Genomic DNA, 18,011 nt, shown 5'->3' on the forward strand with positions numbered 1-18,011 from the left:
TATAGGTTGAAAAAGAGAATTGGATTATTAATAGTAGCTGGTATTTCGATTACTATGTTAGGAGCATGTTCATTATTTGGTACAAAAAACTCTCCAGCAAATGGAATTTCAATAGAAGTAGGAAAGATAAACGAACAAGCAAGAAACTCTATAATAGACTTGTACAAAGATATAACAACCTCACAAGACCTATATCAAATAAAAGAAAGGACTATAGATAATAACAAGCTTGAAATTAAGCTCCCGACTAATTTTGGAGGTGATAGCGCTACTAGTAATTTATTATTTATAAGTAGAACGACTGCTGAGCAAATGAATAAAAAAGGGCTCATACGTGAAAGAGATAATAACGAGGGGCTTACATCATCAGTCTCTATTAATTCGTTACCAAAAATAGAAAAAGATGAAACTATCTTATTTGCAAATAAAGAATATAAAGACTTGAAAGAACTAACATTTGATGAGAAAAAAATGAATGTTCAATATAAAGGGGATGTATGGCTATCTCCACATCGTGGTGGATCCAACATAATCCTATTAATTGTAGATGATACATTATTTAAAGAAATAAATGGGCAAGAAAAAACTAGACAAATTCTATCTTTTAATAAATCTTTTGGGAATCTTAATTTAGTCAATCAAGGGAAAGCACCAGAATTAAGTAAGGAAATAAATAAAGTGAATACGGCTTTAGGTACTCAGGAAAAAGGAGCCGTCAATTTTGTAAATATTAAAGAAAAGTAAAAAATTACGTCTATATGGGTAGAAATCGGCCACCATCAAGTTAAGAAAAATAAATAAACCAAAACGAAAAACCTCACTTCTTATCTGAAAAAAGATGAAAAGTGAGGTTTTTTGCTTAGCATGGTAATGTTCCAAAAATGCTGATGGTATTACATGTCTATCAAGCTAAGATTAGATTTTTTATCAAATTCCATTTTTCGTTGCTGTAGCCCTATTAACGTTTCTGCTCCGTTACTATACAAACTCAAATTTCTTCCTCATCTTATAGTGGAACAAATTTATTACTTAGATTGTCTATTAAATGTAATCCAAAAACTTAGTGTTCAAACTTGATACATTGAATTTTACATTGTAAAATATGGGCCAAGTACAGGTGCATTCATAGAAAAATTAATTAAAAGAAGCAATCTCAAGACTATTATTTTATTAGCGGAAAATAACAAGGAATTTTATTTATTATTTAAAGCAAAATTTAAAGAAGAAGGAAACTTGTTATTTGTATATAGATTAGCAGTGAAAATTGAACAGTATATTAAGATAATAATATTGATTATGTTTATTCTTGTCTTCTGTTTGCAAGTTTACAATAAAGAGAAGTTAGAAATGTTTCACCTGCTTATACCTTTAGTTGTTCAATACGATAAAAAATGTGGAGGAATAATATGGAGTCGAAAATTCTTATTGTTGATGATGATAAAGAGATTAGAAATCTTATCTCTGTTTATTTGGAAAATGAAGGTCTGAAAACTCAAAAAGCTGAAGATGCTATGGAAGCTTTACAACTGTTAGAAGAAAAGGAATTTGATCTTATTATTTTAGATATTATGATGCCAAATATGGATGGTATTGAAGTTTGTATGAAGATTAGGGAAGATCGTAATATGCCTATCATTATGCTATCTGCAAAATCTGAGGATATAGACAAAATTCAGGGTCTAGCCTCTGGTGCAGATGATTATTTATCAAAACCGTTTAACCCACTAGAATTAATCGCTAGGGTAAAATCCCAATTAAGAAGGTTTAAAAAATACAATACGTCAATAGAACATAATAAAAGCATTCTAGAAATTGGTGACTTAACCGTGAATACAGATACTTGTCAAGTATGGGTAAGAGGAAAAGAAACAAGGTTAACTCCAAAAGAGTTTGCTATTCTCGAACTACTTGCCCGCAACAAAGGCATTGTCCTGAGTGTAGCGAAAATATATGAAGCAGTTTGGAAAGAGGTTTTTTATAAATCAGACAATACCGTCATGGTGCATATTACAAAAATAAGAGACAAAATTGAAGAAGATTCTAAACATCCCATTTATATTAAAACTGTTTGGGGAATTGGATATAAAATATGAAGAATGTTAGTTTTAGAAATAAGATCATTATAAAACTTCTTGGTGCTGTAGCAGTTAGTTTTTTTATTTCATTTGGTTTAACAATCCTCATTTTGGCATACGTCATAGATCCATTATTTAAAAAACACGAAGAATTTGGTATGTTTGAATTCAATTTGGCATTGTTGTTCTTATTCGCGTTCGCAATCTTTAACTTTATAATAATTTTTTTATTATTGGTTCGAAAGAAAATAGTTTTTTTGAAGCTTATTTCGGATAGTGTGAATGATATTGCCAATGGAAAACTGGGTTTGACCATTGGGATTAAGGGGAATGACGAATTGACCCAACTTGCTCAAAATATCAACTATATGTCCAAGGAATTGGAAAATACATTTGAACAAGAAAGACGATTAGAACGTACAAAAAATGAACTTATAACTAATGTATCTCATGACTTACGCACACCGTTAACATCTATTATTGGCTATATAGATTTATTAAAAAGAGGGCAATACAACAGTAAAACACAATTACAGGAATACCTTGAAACCACTTATTCAAAGTCACAGAGACTGAAATATTTAATTGATGAGCTGTTTGAATATACTCGTTTATCAGGCATAGATGCTAAGTTAAACCTTAATGAAGTTGATTTATCAGGTTTGTTGGAGCAAATAGTTGGAGAATACATTCCTATATTTGAAAAGGAAAGCTTAATCGTTCAAAAATCAATCACACAAGAAACAATACCTATCTTCATAGATGCAGAAAAAATGGTACGTGTATATGAAAATCTGTTTATGAATGCGATAAAGTACAGCATGAAACCATCCGAATTATCCGTATGTCTTGAACTAATAGATAACAAAGCAATTTTGAAAGTATCAAATAAAGTCGAGAGGCCGCCTGTTAGCGACCCTAATAAATTGTTTGAAAGATTTTTCAGGGGTGATAAGGCAAGAAAAAATGATCAAGGAAATGGACTGGGACTTGCTATCTCAAAAAGAATTGTTGAACTTCATCATGGTAATATACATGCAGAATATAAAGATGGCTGGATGTCCTTTATTGTTGAACATCCAATTAGATAGAAAGCTTATGGAACTACAGGTTCCATAAGCTTTTTTTTTATAAAACTTAAGAATTCTTAAGGATTTTACGGGGTGTTTCCTAATTTTCATAGTTTATCATGGGTGTATTCAAAGTGATGAGGTGAGCAAAGAAGATAGAAGGAAAGATTTCATTGTAGCTTCAGGGTGGATGTAACATGACTATTTTGTTAGTAGTAAACAAACATAGTAGCTTATTGTAATGAAATAAAAAAAACGTAGGAGGATATAAATGATAAAACCAGTTGTAGATGTAAAAAACATTCAAAAATTATACGGTAAAAAAGGTGAGAATCAATCACACGCGTTAAAAGGTGTATCATTCTCAATTCAAGAGGGAGAGTTTGTTGGTATTATGGGGCCTTCTGGTTCTGGTAAAACAACATTATTAAATGTAATTTCAACGTTAGACACAGCAACGGGCGGCATTGTTCAAATTGCAGGTACGGATATAACGAAAATGAAACAAGGTGAGCTTTCTGATTTCCGTTCGCAAAAATTAGGATTCATTTTCCAAGACTTCAACTTATTAGAGAATTTATCTATCTATGAAAATATCGCACTTCCACTTTCACTTCAAGGTGTTTCATCTCGTAATATTGGAAAGCAAGTAGAAAAAGTAGCTGATATGTTAGGCATTACAGCTATACTTCAAAAGTACCCTTCTGAAGTATCTGGTGGACAAAAGCAACGTTCCGCAGCAGCACGTGCGTTAGTTCATGAACCAGCAATTATTTTGGGAGACGAGCCGACTGGAGCTCTAGATTCTAAAAATGCAACGAGTTTACTTGATGCCATGACAAGCTTAAATAAAGAGCAAGGTGTATCCATTATGATGGTTACGCATGATCCTTACAGCGCAAGTTACTGTCAGCGTATTTTATTCATTCAAGATGGTGAGTTATATAAAGAAATTCATCGCGGTGGTACCCGTGAAGAATTCTATAAAGAAATTTTAGACGTGCTTGCAAACTTAGGCACACAAAAAGCGTAAGGAAGGAAGTTCAATCATGTTATTTAAGCTTTCTATGTCAGGCCTAAAAAGTAAATTCCAAGATTACATTGTTTTACTTGTTGGTCTTATTGTCTCTATTTCAACTTTTTATATGTTTCAAACGCTAGCATCCAATAAAACGTTCCTTGAATCTAACTCTTCTATTAGGGATATTGTGTCTGTATTTAAAATTGGTTCCTTTTTGTTAGCGGTTATCACATTTTTCTATATTTTATATGCAAACTCTTTCTTATCAGCTCTTCGTCAAAAAGAATTTGGTATGTATATGATGTTAGGAGCAAAAAAGCATAAAGTTACCTTACTTATGTTTATCGAAACAATCATATTAGGTGCCACATCTCTTTTGATTGGAATTACAATTGGTGTAGGACTTGCAGAAGGTATCGGTCAGCTATTAATGAAACAACTCGAGTTTGCTGGCGAAGGTTATAAAGCATTTTATCTGCCATCTATAACTATTACTTGCGTCTTCTTCTTTGCACTCTTTGTATTATCGGCAATTATGAATAGTATTAAATTATCTCGTATTTCTGTACTGCAACTTGTACATGCAGATGAACAAACAGAACGTGTTGCCATAAAAGGAAAAATGACAGTTGTAATTGCATTCCTTGGTATTCTTTTATTAGGTATTGGTTATGCATCACTGATCTATATGTCATATGCAAATCCGCTAATTGCTTTGGGATTAATGGCCGTTGGATTAATCACAGCAACCGTTGGTACTTACCTTATATTTGGATCACTTCTCCCAGTTATGATTAACAAGCTAAAGAGTAATAAAAAACGTAGTGAAAAAGGCCTCAATGCTTTTACTTTTGCACAATTAAATTTCCGCATTAATGGTCTAACAAATGTGCTTGCAACAGTAGCAATCTTAGTGGCTCTTGGTGCTGGCGGAATTGCTTGTGGTATGGCATTTAAAAACAACATCGTAAACATGACAGATCAAATACGAATTTACGATTCAGTCATTCATAATCCAACTGCGGAAGAAAAGACAATTTTGGGTAGTATCTTATTTCAAGAAAAACTTGAATATCATTACAAAGTGGATGATAGGTATGTTTATTATCTTAAAGAAGATTTTAAAAAAAATCGCCCTTTCTTGCAAGGTATGAAAATAGAGAAAGTTTCAGAGGGAATACCAATTGATGCATTTTCAATAAAATGGGTTAAAGGAGAGACAGACACAAAACAATGGATCCAGGCTTTCAGAACGATCCAGCCAAATTATTTGTATCCTGATTATGAAATAAAAATTGTAGATCAAAACATATACGATGGGTTGAAGGGTAAAGAAAGTACTGTGTTTATGGGGAAAACAGATGATTTTGGATCATACATAAAAGAATGGAAAAAACTTGATGAATTACAGATAGCAAAATATAAAAATGTGAAAGTGGAAGAATTGGATAGTAAGTATCAAACATATATTATGAGTCGTGATTTTGCCAGCGGACTAATGTTTATGGGTTTCTTCGTTGGAATTGCATTTTTAGCAATGATGGCAAGTTGCTTAATGTTTAAAGTTCTGTCGGGAGCATCAAAAGATGTAGCACGTTATCAAATGCTTCGTAAAATTGGTGTCCGCCGAGAATTATTAACAAAATCAATTTATAAAGAGTTATTCTTCATATTCTTATTCCCAGCAATTGTGGGGATTACTCACATATTAATTGGCATGAATATGTTTGGATCTCTTTTAATCGATCCGTACTTTCGTATTTGGTTACCACTTGTTATTTTTGTAGTAATTTACTCGATTTATTACTTGATTACAGTTCAATTATATAAAGGAATTGTACTTCCAAAAAAAGATTAATGTAATGATGTTATTTATACGAAGTATCAACATAATCAGACCCCGTTTTATTGATTATCCTGAATGGGTACAAGAAATTTAGAAATAATAGATGGACTAGCACTACGGTCCATAAACTATTTATTTTAGATTTTAAATTAAAAATTTATCTTTTATCTAAGCAGGGGCACTGTTTCTGCAGTACCAGAGGAAGCAACTGCTTATTTTTATCGAAAAGCTCTAATGAATATGGTGTTATTTTCCACTTGGGACAAACCTGAGGGAGCTGCACAAGGGATTCGTTGGGTAGAAGCTTTTCGTCACGCGTTGATTCCTTTTACAAAAGGTGTCTATGTTAACACACCTGATCTCTCAATGAAAGATTGGTCAGATTTATATTATGGTGAAAACTTCAAACGATTGACTCAAGTGAAGGCTAAATACGAACCAGAAGATATTTTCAATTTTCCACAAAGCATTCCACCTGTTTATAAAAAATAGAAATCCTTTGTCGGTCTTAAATTTTGCAATTTATAAAGAATGATAGATAATCCTTTTTGGAAAGAACAATTAAAAGAGCGAGATAACATTGATTATCGACTATATCCAAAGTTAAATCACTTCTTTACAGAAGGAGATGGAGAGTCAAGTAAACCTGATGAATATTATAGTCCTGCTAATATCCCTGAGTATGTTATAAATGATATTGCTATTTGGGTGCAAGGAAGATCGAAATGAAATTAGCAACTATATTTTTAAATAGCTATTTTCAGAGACAGCTAGTGAATTAGGGGCATTTGGCTTAGAGGAATCCTCACATGAAAATAGTTCTGTAGGTGGAGAAATTACGAGATAATTATTTCGAATTAGAAAGGAATAATTATCAGATGAAAAGACCTGAAACTGTCTTCCGTATAGCAATAATAAAGATGTTTAATTTCTAATATAGTAAACACTAGCGTTACTACATTCAATATGTAGTAACGCTATTTAAAGTTTTTAAAACAGGGTAAACTTTTTTGGGAAAATTACCTATCAAAAATGATATTCAATAAAATTCGTAGTTTTATCCTTTACGGCATCTTGTAACTACAGCTTACTTAGCTCTAAAGAAACAACAAACATTTTTCTTATTCAATAACTCCAATTTCGAGAGCCTTCTGGACAGCTTCTTCCTTGTTACGCACCCCTAACTTTGTGTAAGCCGAGGAAGCATAGTTCCTGACTGTACCACTCGACAAATATAACCTTGAAGCTATTGTAGTGTATCGGAGTCCTTATGCTACTAGCTGCAATATTTCTATCTCTCTGGTTGTTAGCTCATAAGCAGTAGCTTTTGATTGTGGTGTCTCGATTTGCTCATCAAACTTCTCAAATATTTTGTGAGACATTCCCTGATCAATTAGTGTCCCACCTCTGTGAATAAGTCGGATCGTATTAGCTAGCTCCAATGTTTCAATAGATTTAAGTAAAAAACCATCCGCACCGTTACGAAGCGAGTCCAGCGCCTGTTCCGTATCCTGAAACGTTGTAAAAATCAATACGCGGATATGTGGCCATTGTTGCTTTATCTTTTTGGTTGCTTCGACTCCATCCATGTGCTGCATATCTAAATCCATAAGTACAACGTGGGGTTGAAGGCGCCCACACAAATCGATGGCTTGATTGCCATCCTCAGCCAAACCGACTACATTTAAATCTTCATATCTATCGAGTAGTGTCCTCAAACTTTCCCGAACAAATGGCTGGTCGTCTACAATTAACAAACGAATAAGTCCATCTCTTATTTCAGTTTGTCGCGGTATGGTACATGTAACAAGCATTCCTTCCTCTGGCTTTGTATATACAGACAATTGACCTTGTAAATTCATTGCCCGCTCTTTCATAGCATTCATACCGAAGCCTTCCTGCCATTCTACATTTCCCTTTCCATTATCTTGCACTTCCAGCCTCGTATATTGTTGTTCAAACTGCAATGAAACTATAATTTCAGTCCCCTGACCATGACGTACTGCATTCGTAAGGGACTCTTGTAAGCAACGAATAAACGCTATCTTCGCTTGCCGAGACAGTTGGTATTCTTCTCCGAATGCTCGAAAGCTTACATTCACCCGAGCGTGCTCCTGAAATTCGGCTCCAAGATTTTGTAGAGATTGAATCAAGGAAGGCGATTGACACGGAGACTCCATTTGATGTAGGTAACCTCTCACGTCCTCGATGCTTTTACGTCCCATTTCAAGCAGAGAATCTAGCCTCTGAATACCCATTTCGGTAGCAAGCTCGGTGCGCAACGTTTCCATCCCCATAATAATAGAAGTATAAGCGTGACCAACTGTATCATGAAGCTCGCTCGACAGTCTGTTTCGTTCCTCTGCCAGTGTAATGCGTTCGATTTGAGACATATATTGCTCAAGTACCGCGTTTTGTTTACGAATCGCTTCATTTTGTTTATGATTGACGATTAATAAATGAAAAGCAAACCCCATTACATAAGAGAGTCCGTAGTAGGTGACCATAATCCAATAGTTATTACTTGGCGCAACTGCATAAAAAATTCCAGTTGTTATAAAAACTGTTGTTGGAGCTGTCCAATAATAGGACGAATGCTTACTATTCGCAGCGATAAGAAATACCGATATAAGAAATGTGTTGTAAGCTTCCGGAAATAAAGAGGTTAAATATATAGACAGTCCACCATATAGCAGTATTTCTGTGAACAAGTAATATTTATAATTGAACAGTAAGGCTACCCATGGAATAGAGAAGGCAACAACCTCCCAAAGAATAATAATCCAAAGTGGCAATGTTAAACCATCCTGAAAATTTAATGTAGCTAGGATGATAGACACACTAGCAATTAGACGGACCCCTAACATAATCCAATCATACCAAAACCAATACTTAACCATATCTAACAAGTTATTTACCCCCTAAGTAGCCTACCTTTTTACTTCTTATATTATAAATTAATCCTTTATGCATTGTTATACTTTTTAATTTTACACTGCGATCCTCTCACAGACTGCAAACTTCTATCGATTTAGTTGCCGAATCATACTACGTGTATAACCACCAAATTTCTTTGTCAAACCATCTACTATTCTAATACTTATGGCGATAGACACTATACCCATAGACATGACAAAGAGTGACTTGGAAAAAGTATCTATCTGTATGAAAATAATATTCATATCGATGTATCGATACAGTAGTGGTGCCAACAGGAACATAAGTGGCATTATATAAAAAATGATTACACTAATGAGACTGAAAATGCCAATCACAAATTTCTGCATTAACCAAAAGACAGCAGACCAGGTGCGACGATCCGTAAGTCCTAATTTCACCTGAGCCCAGTTTGATGTATCCGTTGTTATACTTCTATCGTAAGAGTCAGTCGAAATATCGGTATAAATTTTCGTCTGTATACGCTCGAATTGGATAAAAGGTGTGGTAGTCTGTAGTACTCGTATAACTAATGGAATCCCAACTACCGTAAATGAAAGGGTGAAACTGAATAGCAAAGCTATTAGGTAAAAACAAAAATAAAACAATCCTGTAACGAAAGTTAGCAATAAAAAATAACCATTCTGGATGAATCTTGATTTCATAAAGTTCATCGCTCCTCTCTGTGTAATAACCGCATCATACTGCTTTTTTTGTCAAATTCACCAGTGTAAAAATGTCATATGACATTTTTAAATGATGCTAAAAAGGGGAGAGTAACCTACTTCTGGTTAAAAAAGATGCTTATATTAATCTCCATAAAACAATCCCGTTCTTGCAGATGCAAGAACGGGATTGTTTTGTACTTTTATTTAATATGAGATGGACTTGTTTTTCGAATGTGAAAAATAATATCAAATTGCTCACGCAATGAAGTATCAAAGTATAACGAACCGTTCGGGAGGAGTTGTCCCCCAATACTCAGTAATGGCCTTTTTTCTCTAACCCATTTATCTGCTTGCCCTTTAAGGTGACGGTTATCTAACAAAAACATTTTATACGGGACTTTTCCAAGGGTATAATTGAAACTATTTACATCTTGTGGAATAGTATCCGTTGCAATCTTACCTCCAGTGGAAGGATTATATTCGCTGTATAATGTGAATTTCCCCTCCGTAGTTGTACTACCAATTGTGACATAATTATTCTCTAAACGTTCCTTCAAAAACTGCCCCGCAGCATAAGGATATAATTTCTCATCGATAATTCCTTTAGCTATATGAATATTGTGTCCCCATACCATAGTTTTACCACCCAATGTCTCTTGTGCCCACATTGCTTGATCGGCCATGTATTGCTCATGTAGCTTTATCATACTTGCATAGTCATTAGGAAGCAGCATTGTGGTGAATTTCTCTATTGCATTCGCTGTTGCTTTTACCCAGATGTACTCGGATGAAACTATTTCTGTGTTTGCCTGCCCATTCTCATCTTTAAGTAATTGGGCTACTTTCTCAGCGTTTGCCTTGAACTTTTTTTTCATTTCAGGAGCAAGCGTCATGTATTCCTGTACACTTCCAGTGAAAGATGACAGTTCTTTATAATTTTCTTCTACTTCTGCCAGCAAATCTGGTCGATGCAGCTTTACATAATCAATTACTTTATTAAAGACACTTTGGTCCAGCGTCTTTAAGTCTAGTCCAATAAATTGGATCTTTTTTTTATTGGAAGGATTAGCATTATAATCCTTCATCCATTCAATCATGGCAATAATTTCATCAGTAGGATATAACAATTTTAAAAATTCCCTAGGGTTTCCTTTTCCTGTTTGGATATATTCATTTAGTTTTAAGCCGTTTCCCCAATCTTCTTCCATTCCAAAATTCGTAAAACCCATCTCAGTAACCAAATATTTCACAAGGCGAAATTTCATGGTGAAAATTTCAGAGCTTCCATGAGTATTCTCTCCTAATCCTACATATTGTGCGCTCCCAATCATGTTCTTAAGTGGTTTTAAATCCTCAAATGGTTTTGACGGTTCTATCGTTCTTAATGGGTTAGCCTGTGATTGTATTGATTTAACTATATTTTTTTGGATTGATTGGCCTGAATTTTCGACTGCTACTGTTTGAGCCTTTCCTACTTCTCCACATCCTGTGACTAATAAAGCTGTACTAACTATTGCAACCATTCTTTTCTTATTCATTTTTTCCACCTCAATTGAATTATTTTCAAAAGCAAGATTGATCCATGTACTTGCACGAATCAATCGCCTTAATTCAATTTTCATCTATTCCATATCATATTTTCTAGTTACATATTGTCATAAGATTTTTTGACACAGGTCATTGGCTAATCATTACACTTTCGTACTATCGGTTATGACAACTTATGAATAATAATTACATTATTGAATCGCAAGTAAGACGAGATTATGAATTTGAGAGGGGTTTTAAAGATGGATTAATCTATATGCCAAAATATTTTCATTCTAAGTTGAATTTGTTGAAATGACAGGAAGTCGGTTCGATAAACAAATTAATAAAAGGGGAAGGGCGGATTACAATGATATTACATGCAGAATCATGCCGCAATAAAGATAAAGTCCAACGTGCAAAAAGAGGACTTCGACTCTTTTTAACTATCTTGTTCATTACTTCTATTATTCTAAATTTAGTAGTAATGATTACTAAAAGTATGCCGCTTATTGTGGTATATATGTTTACCCCAGCATTTTCTTCTATTTTGACTCGCATAATACTGAAAGAAGGGTTTAAAGATGTATCTTTTAGTCTCGGTAACTTAAAGATATGGAAGGGAATTGGTCTTGCTCTGCTAATACCTATGATTATTTGTGGAATTACTTATTCTATCGCCTGGTTGAGCGGAATTGCGAAGTTTCAGCATCCCGAAGGTGGTATGTTAGAACCAATCTACAATATACTTGGACTTCAGTATCTATCGGCACCATTCAGTTTCATTTATCTAGTAATATTGAGCGGCATTTTAGGAAGTTTGCTTAACTTAATCCCAGTTTTGGGAGAAGAAATGGGCTGGCGAGGTTATATGCTCACAAGGCTAGTCGATGCAGAGTTTTCACGGCCTATCCTTATTAGTGGATTGATTTGGGCAACGTGGCATGTTCCAATTGTTATTGCTGGTCTATATGTAGAGGGACCATCTGTCTTTCTTTCAGTACTTGGCATCTATTTTTGTATTGTGCCATTCAGTTATATTACAGCTTATTTACGACTTATCACAGGTAGCATTTGGCCTTCGGTTATCATCCATACTACTTGGAATGCCATTATTCAAGGACCTTTCGCACGTGCAAGTACAGGATATCAAACTGAGATTTGGATTGGAGAATCTGGCTTGATAACCGCCCTTATTATCTTGATTACGGCAATAATTGTGTCTCGGATAATAAGATTTACTAAATATTGATTTTTCACATAAATTGTAAAAAAATGATTGTGAATCAGAAAAACGGACTCTCAGATTGCTTTTTAAGGGTTTTTAGTGGTCATGTGAATGTCATACGTATCGATAAGGATTAAATTTCACACGATTAAAAACAGGGTGTTTAAACGATGTTTTGTTTTTATTCGTAATTTTAAATCTGAAATACTGAAGCCAATGTAATACAATTTCATTGGCTTCAGTATTTTGATTCTTAACTAAAAATAGAGTGGGAAATTAAGGGTGTCATATATATTAATTAAAAGTAGCATACAAAGAATGCTTAAGTGACATTTCTTTTGTTATAGAATAAACAAATCCTGATATTGCAGTAACTATTATTTTGAGGTCAATTTACAGTGAAATAAGTGTCTAATGTCTACTATTACTTTGGATTTATGTTACTGCACCTCTTAATTAGAGGTGTTGTTTTTGTTAATTAATAGCCATTGTACTTAGAAAATAAATAATATGTTTATGTGATGGAGTAATAAAGCTAGGTAGCATAAAGACTGATACTACAAAGATTAACAACATATAAAAAAATTATTTATATGTTGTGTCACCGCTGCTATTCCTAATAATTTTGGAATCTATTTATTTCTTCCGCTTTTGCGGAAACTAAAACTAATGTTGCGACCAGTAATATAGTGCCAATTAGATAAAAATAGTTGGACCTATATCGTCAGTATTTTTAATATTCCATTCGCTTTTTGTGTTTTCTATTTTTATTTTTGTAATGATGATAAGACCTTTCCCTCAATTAGATCTTTAAATAACGTAGACCTATTTGGTGCTTGAATTTCTTCCAACGTGAATTTTCCGAAGCATAGTGGTTCAGAAATAGCTTTATCATTTTCATCTGCTGTTAAATTTTCGACTTCTTTATTATCTTTGTCAAAAATTTGGAATACAGCAGTTTATCAGTTTTATATTCGAATTTGCAGCATCCACTTTTTTAATCTCAGTTTGTCCAAGTGATTGAATTTTTGGCTGTTAGTTCTTACGGTGATACAGTATCTCCTTGGACTTTCACTGTATTTTTAATCTTTTTTCCAGCTTGTCCCTCGCATGGAGTACCATTGTATGCCACTCTGTATGTGTCACATCCCAAAATTCTTCGTTTTCTTTTCCTACATTAAATTTACTTTTGTCTGTATCGAATGTATCTGTCACTGTTTAGCCTACTATTTGTAATGTACCTGGGGCATATTCTAGTTCGTCTGGCAATGTATCCGCAAAGGCTAGATTTTTCGCAGGATTAGCAAGAAGCTATTACTTACTAGAGTTGTATACTCCAATCATCCCTTGTTTCTGTATTTTGTAGGTTCTTCACTGTTTTCTCAAGTTCTATGATTAGATCTTGGAGAATTAAGAAACGACCTCAGCTCATTTCATTGTCGTTTAGAAAATTATAAGAAAAGAATCTATTTCTTTCACACTTTTCCTAACTACTCTGATATTTAGATGCTACTTACAAATAAATAATATATGATTTTCATAAAAAAAATATAGTAATATTTTGTCGTAAATTGTACTAATTTGATATTTTATAGTAATATTTTGTCGTGAGTTATACCTGACGGAAAATAATTTATGAACCTATACAGGAACGATGTAAAAATTTATCAGTAATCTAATTAAGAGGAGAAGGTAATGAATAATTCTATCGATATACAACACTTGTGTGATCTCGCACATAAAGCCTTTAATGTACCTGTTCACATTTTATCCACAGACAAAAAAATCTTATATCATTCTAATTCTGAGGATATTTGTAGTCCTTTTTATTCTTCTAAAGAAGAACATCTTAGTGACATTTATCAAGAAAATGATCCCTATAATTTGCCACTTTTCAGATGTAACAGTTATCTTGAAAATTTCATCCTAATTCATATAGAAAATCATGATTATATAAAAGGGACTATAATAATTGGCCCCACTATATATCCAAAGGGATCGGATGATGTAACCTTTAAACTTCGAAAAGAATTTAACTCAAATAATAATATTCAAGAAAGACTAACCTATTTTCAATCCCTACCTGAGGTTAAAAAAACTTCTTTAATTGATATGGGAATTTTATTGCATTACATGATTTTCAATGAAAAGTTAGATGTTGATATTGTTGTAGAAAAAAATAAAGTGTTAGAGGAAGTTCCCTATAAAATTGTGAAACCTGATCTATATATTTTAAAACGTCAACAAAATAAACCAAAAACTCACAACATGGCATTAGTACATAATTATTTTTCAGCAATCAAAGAGGGAAATAAAAAGAAGTTGTTGCAATATATGTATGCAGTTTCGCAGGAAGATACTGAATTAATTTTAACAGCGGATCCACTCAGAAACCAAAAAAACCATGGGATTATTGCGATTACTTTAGCTACTCGATATGCGATAGAAGGTAATCTCCCACCAGACATTGCTTTTGCTCTTAGTATTTTGTATATCCAAACCATGGAACAACTAGATAACGTGGACTCTGTAAGGCGATTGTCAGGAGATGCTTTACGTACTTTTGCAGATCGGGTGAAAGAATTCAATGCGCAAAAATTTTCAAATGCGGTTACTACATGTATGAATCATATTAGTAAAAATGTTTACGATGGAATATCTCTCAATGAACTCGCTAATCATTTGGATATTACCCCTACTTATTTATCTAAATTATTTAAAAAAGAAGTGGGGATTCCTTTAAGTGAATTTATTCAAAGGGAACGAGTGGAAGAAGCAAAAAAATTATTAACACTCACTACATATCCACTATCAGATATTTGTGCCTGGCTTAATTTTAACGACCAAAGTTATTTTACAAGGGTTTTCAAAAAATCAACTAACATGACACCTAGACAGTATCGTGAAAAATATACCGTAATATAAGCTTAGTATCAGTTTCTTGTGAAAAAACTTTAATATACGCGCAAGTAACTCTAAAACTTGAGCATACTGTTTCTTTTACTCTAGAAAGGGTATGTGATTGATCTAGAAAAGGAATATGTATTCAAATAGATCTTGAAGAGTCCATGAAACATTTAGTGAAGCCAAAGGACAAGGGTAAGATTTATAACATGTTGTTAATTTTAAAGAGTACACTATCCATTATTTTTCTAAGGAGACAAAAAAACAGAAGGCCGCCAAGGTTCTTTTCGAGAAAGCTTTGCGGCTTTTTTTATATTTTAAAACCCATGGTTATAACGAGGAATAAGTTTATAGATTAATATCTTCATGTTAAGTATTTAATAATGGTGATATTAGGGACTATTACATAAAGTTTAACAATATAACATATATCACTTGATATATCTATAGTATATGCAATTATACATAACCAAATAAAGGAAAAAAAGTATAAAAAAACCTATTAAATTATTCTATAAGTATTTTTAAAAAAATAAAATTGCTTGGTTGAGCTAAAATGGTTATTTATTAACCGTATACACTTTAATTTGTAATCATTACAATTACAGAGCTGTAATTCCTAGTTAATTATATCGGTATAATTTTTCAGGCTCGTATTTTTACTTAATAGTTAAATTATCGAGCTCAATCGACAAAATTTTGCTATTTACGCATTGGAAATTTAATGTTTTAATGAACAACATAACTGGTATGACCACACAGAAGGGAGAAGAGCAAGCTAATAGAGGTTATTAAATTTGCAAGTAACATTATGTTGTGGATAATTTCCTTAATAATCAGTTTATTTTTTAAGGTATTTAGAATCTCAAAAGTAGTATTTTTGTAAAAATGGGTTTTAAGTTTCTACATAGCAAAAGTGAATTTATTCCGCAATAAAAGTATAAGCAATGTACAGTATAATTTCATCTTTTGTAGTCTTGTAAGGCTATTGCTGACAAAACTAAAAACCATATTATGAAATTGATATTAAAAAAAGGTCATGACAGGATTAACTCTAGAAGCAATGGTTATCTATCTTCACGGATCTGTAAGTTAAACAGCAGCTCTAAGGGGGAAATAATATTTTACTACTCATTGGGCAGCTAATTCAAATATAGCTGATGAATTTTTATCGTTTACTATTTGAAAAATAGAGTATCTAAATGAGAGGGAAGTAAAATCCTTAGATCCTCTTAGAAGTAAATAATAACGATAACACCCTATCCGAAAGACTTCCCATTCCCCATGCGTGTGCAAGGAGAGAGCCTAGCGCTAGGGCGTACAAGTTATATGAATCAAGTTATAAAAAACAATGGTAAAGGAGTGTACGGAATGAAAAATAAAATAATGACAGGATTTTTAATAACATCCATTGTAACTGGAGCAACTATTCCTATCAATACTCTCGCAGCACCAATCGTTCAAGCAGAAACTCAACAGGAAAGCATGGATATTTCTTCATCATTACGAAAATTAGGTGCGCAATCTAAATTAATCCAAACGTATATTGATCAATCTTTAATGAGTCCTAATGTACAGCTAGAGGAAGTCCCAGCTTTAAATACCAATCAATTCCTAATTAAACAAGATATGAAGGAATGGTCATCGGAACTCTATCCACAGTTAATTCTATTAAATTCAAAAAGTAAAGGATTTGTAACGAAATTTAATAGCTATTACCCGACATTAAAATCGTATGTAGACAATAAAGAAGATAGAGAAGGGTTTTCGGATAGACTTGAAGTTCTTCAAGAAATGGCTATGACGAATCAAGAAAATGCGCAACGACAAATTAATGAATTAACAGATCTTAAATTACAGCTTGATAAAAAATTAAAAGATTTCGATACTAATGTGGCAACTGCGCAAGGCATATTAGGTACAGATGGAACAGGAAAAATAGATCAGTTAAAAAATGAAATATTAAATACCAAAAAAGCAATTCAAAATGATTTACAACAAATTGCATTAATACCAGGAGCTTTAAATGAGCAGGGATTTGCTATATTCAAAGAAGTTTATAGTCTTTCAAAAGAAATTATTGAACCGGCTGCTCAAGCAGGGATGGCAGCGTATAACAAAGGAAAAGAAATTAACAACTCTATTCTAGAAGCGGAGAAAAAAGCGGCGCAAGAAGCGACAGAACAAGGTAAAACTGCTCTAGAGATTGAATCGGCCAAAAAAGCAGCTCGTGAAGCAATTGAGAAAAGCAAACAAGGTGAAATAGCTGCAGCTGCAGCCGCAAAAACGCAAGAATATGACCTGATGAAAGCCATTGATACTGAAAAGATTAAGAAAACATTTGGTGTCTTCGCAGAAGTAAATAAACTAACAGCAGAGCAGCGAGCATATTTAGATGACTTAGAGAAACAAAACCAAAAAATATATGATTTAACAACGAAACTATCAATAGCAGATTTACAAAAATCAATGCTTCTTCTTTCACAAAATGATTTGCATACGTTTGCAAACCAAGTAGATGTAGAACTTGACCTACTAAAGCGCTATAAAGAAGATTTGGATCTAATAAAAAATAACATTACAAAATTATCTACTAATGTTGATGCAACTAACGAGCAGTCTCAAAAAGATACATTAAGACAATTAAAAAATGTAATAAGTTACCTTGAAGAACAGGTATATAAATTTTGATATTACGTTTTTGAAAAAACTATAAAGATTATAAGAATCTAGCG

The 18,011-nt window shown here is 33.1% G+C and carries 12 protein-coding genes and 3 pseudogenes; 10 read left to right on the forward strand and 5 right to left on the reverse strand.

Annotated features, from left to right (window positions below):
- The first annotated feature begins 6 nt into the window (after positions 1 to 6).
- The 7 genes and pseudogenes from B5P42_RS02165 to B5P42_RS02200 all read left to right on the forward strand — a co-directional run.
- A complete protein-coding gene (locus tag B5P42_RS02165; RefSeq protein WP_088292992.1) occupies positions 7 to 744 on the forward strand; it encodes a lipoprotein BA_5634 family protein in 738 nt (245 codons plus the stop codon).
- A gap of 662 nt (positions 745 to 1,406) precedes the next feature.
- Positions 1,407 to 2,093, forward strand: coding sequence for a response regulator transcription factor (locus B5P42_RS02170; RefSeq protein ID WP_088030845.1), 687 nt, complete (start codon positions 1,407 to 1,409; stop codon positions 2,091 to 2,093).
- Positions 2,090 to 3,166, forward strand: a complete 1,077-nt coding sequence (locus B5P42_RS02175) for a HAMP domain-containing sensor histidine kinase (protein WP_088030846.1) — start codon at positions 2,090 to 2,092, stop codon at positions 3,164 to 3,166. Before B5P42_RS02170 ends, B5P42_RS02175 begins: the two co-directional genes overlap by 4 nt.
- 250 nt (positions 3,167 to 3,416) lie before the next feature.
- Positions 3,417 to 4,178: an ABC transporter ATP-binding protein gene (locus B5P42_RS02180; protein WP_088030847.1), complete on the forward strand. Its 762-nt coding sequence runs from the start codon at positions 3,417 to 3,419 to the stop codon at positions 4,176 to 4,178.
- 16 nt (positions 4,179 to 4,194) lie between these two features.
- Positions 4,195 to 6,024: an FtsX-like permease family protein gene (locus B5P42_RS02185; protein WP_113733559.1), complete on the forward strand. Its 1,830-nt coding sequence runs from the start codon at positions 4,195 to 4,197 to the stop codon at positions 6,022 to 6,024.
- 165 nt (positions 6,025 to 6,189) lie between these two features.
- Positions 6,190 to 6,504 (forward strand): annotated as a pseudogene (locus B5P42_RS02195) (BBE domain-containing protein); the annotation flags it as partial.
- A gap of 42 nt (positions 6,505 to 6,546) precedes the next feature.
- Positions 6,547 to 6,741 (forward strand): annotated as a pseudogene (locus B5P42_RS02200) (alpha/beta hydrolase); the annotation flags it as partial.
- 392 nt (positions 6,742 to 7,133) lie between these two features.
- On the opposite strand, the pseudogene B5P42_RS02205 reads toward B5P42_RS02200, so the two are convergent.
- The 3 genes and pseudogenes from B5P42_RS02205 to B5P42_RS02215 form a co-directional block, all read right to left on the reverse strand.
- Positions 7,134 to 8,921, reverse strand: a pseudogene (locus tag B5P42_RS02205) (response regulator).
- Positions 8,922 to 9,035: 114 nt separating this feature from the next.
- Entirely contained in the window at positions 9,036 to 9,614 is a 579-nt protein-coding gene (locus B5P42_RS02210; RefSeq protein ID WP_002168043.1) for a sensor domain-containing protein, read from the reverse strand.
- A 203-nt stretch (positions 9,615 to 9,817) separates the two neighbouring features.
- Positions 9,818 to 11,155 carry an erythromycin esterase family protein gene (locus B5P42_RS02215; RefSeq protein WP_113733560.1) on the reverse strand — a complete coding sequence of 446 codons (1,338 nt, stop codon included), beginning with the start codon at positions 11,153 to 11,155 and terminating at the stop codon, positions 9,818 to 9,820.
- Positions 11,156 to 11,514: 359 nt separating this feature from the next.
- Between B5P42_RS02215 and B5P42_RS02220 the strand changes: the two genes are divergently transcribed.
- The gene (locus tag B5P42_RS02220) at positions 11,515 to 12,396 is read left to right on the forward strand and encodes a CPBP family intramembrane glutamic endopeptidase (protein ID WP_002128073.1); all 882 of its coding nucleotides are present in this window, start codon (positions 11,515 to 11,517) and stop codon (positions 12,394 to 12,396) included.
- A 743-nt stretch (positions 12,397 to 13,139) separates the two neighbouring features.
- On the opposite strand, the gene B5P42_RS33225 is transcribed toward B5P42_RS02220, so the two are convergent.
- Both B5P42_RS33225 and B5P42_RS31855 read right to left on the reverse strand, forming a co-directional pair.
- A complete protein-coding gene (locus tag B5P42_RS33225) occupies positions 13,140 to 13,316 on the reverse strand; it encodes a SpaA isopeptide-forming pilin-related protein (RefSeq protein ID WP_158664742.1) in 177 nt (58 codons plus the stop codon).
- Between the two features lie 127 nt (positions 13,317 to 13,443).
- Positions 13,444 to 13,587: a hypothetical protein gene (locus B5P42_RS31855; RefSeq protein ID WP_000132592.1), complete on the reverse strand. Its 144-nt coding sequence runs from the start codon at positions 13,585 to 13,587 to the stop codon at positions 13,444 to 13,446.
- Between the two features lie 480 nt (positions 13,588 to 14,067).
- Here B5P42_RS31855 and B5P42_RS02235 point away from each other — a divergent pair, with 480 nt between their 5' ends.
- Together B5P42_RS02235 and hblC are read left to right on the forward strand one after the other, a co-directional pair.
- Complete coding sequence (locus B5P42_RS02235; protein ID WP_044444141.1) at positions 14,068 to 15,297, forward strand: helix-turn-helix domain-containing protein; 1,230 nt, start codon at positions 14,068 to 14,070, stop codon at positions 15,295 to 15,297.
- 1,350 nt (positions 15,298 to 16,647) lie between these two features.
- The gene (gene hblC / locus B5P42_RS02240; RefSeq protein ID WP_088064481.1) at positions 16,648 to 17,967 is read left to right on the forward strand and encodes a hemolytic enterotoxin HBL lytic component L2; all 1,320 of its coding nucleotides are present in this window, start codon (positions 16,648 to 16,650) and stop codon (positions 17,965 to 17,967) included.
- Positions 17,968 to 18,011 lie beyond the last annotated feature (44 nt).

The organism is Bacillus sp. SRB_331, assembly GCF_003264175.1.
In the GTDB taxonomy this organism is placed as follows: Bacteria; Bacillota; Bacilli; order Bacillales; family Bacillaceae_G; genus Bacillus_A; species Bacillus_A mycoides.

Bases quoted from the DNA above. Each gene is read 5' to 3' on its own strand.
- B5P42_RS02215 (WP_113733560.1), bottom strand. From the start codon at position 11,155: ATGAATAAGAAAAGAATGGTTGCAATAGTTAGTACAGCTTTATTAGTC.
- B5P42_RS02175 (WP_088030846.1), top strand. From the start codon at position 2,090: ATGAAGAATGTTAGTTTTAGAAATAAGATCATTATAAAACTTCTTGGT.
- B5P42_RS02210 (WP_002168043.1), bottom strand. From the start codon at position 9,614: ATGAAATCAAGATTCATCCAGAATGGTTATTTTTTATTGCTAACTTTC.
- B5P42_RS02180 (WP_088030847.1), top strand. From the start codon at position 3,417: ATGATAAAACCAGTTGTAGATGTAAAAAACATTCAAAAATTATACGGT.
- B5P42_RS02185 (WP_113733559.1), top strand. From the start codon at position 4,195: ATGTTATTTAAGCTTTCTATGTCAGGCCTAAAAAGTAAATTCCAAGAT.
- B5P42_RS02170 (WP_088030845.1), top strand. From the start codon at position 1,407: ATGGAGTCGAAAATTCTTATTGTTGATGATGATAAAGAGATTAGAAAT.
- B5P42_RS02220 (WP_002128073.1), top strand. From the start codon at position 11,515: ATGATATTACATGCAGAATCATGCCGCAATAAAGATAAAGTCCAACGT.
- hblC (WP_088064481.1), top strand. From the start codon at position 16,648: ATGAAAAATAAAATAATGACAGGATTTTTAATAACATCCATTGTAACT.
- B5P42_RS02235 (WP_044444141.1), top strand. From the start codon at position 14,068: ATGAATAATTCTATCGATATACAACACTTGTGTGATCTCGCACATAAA.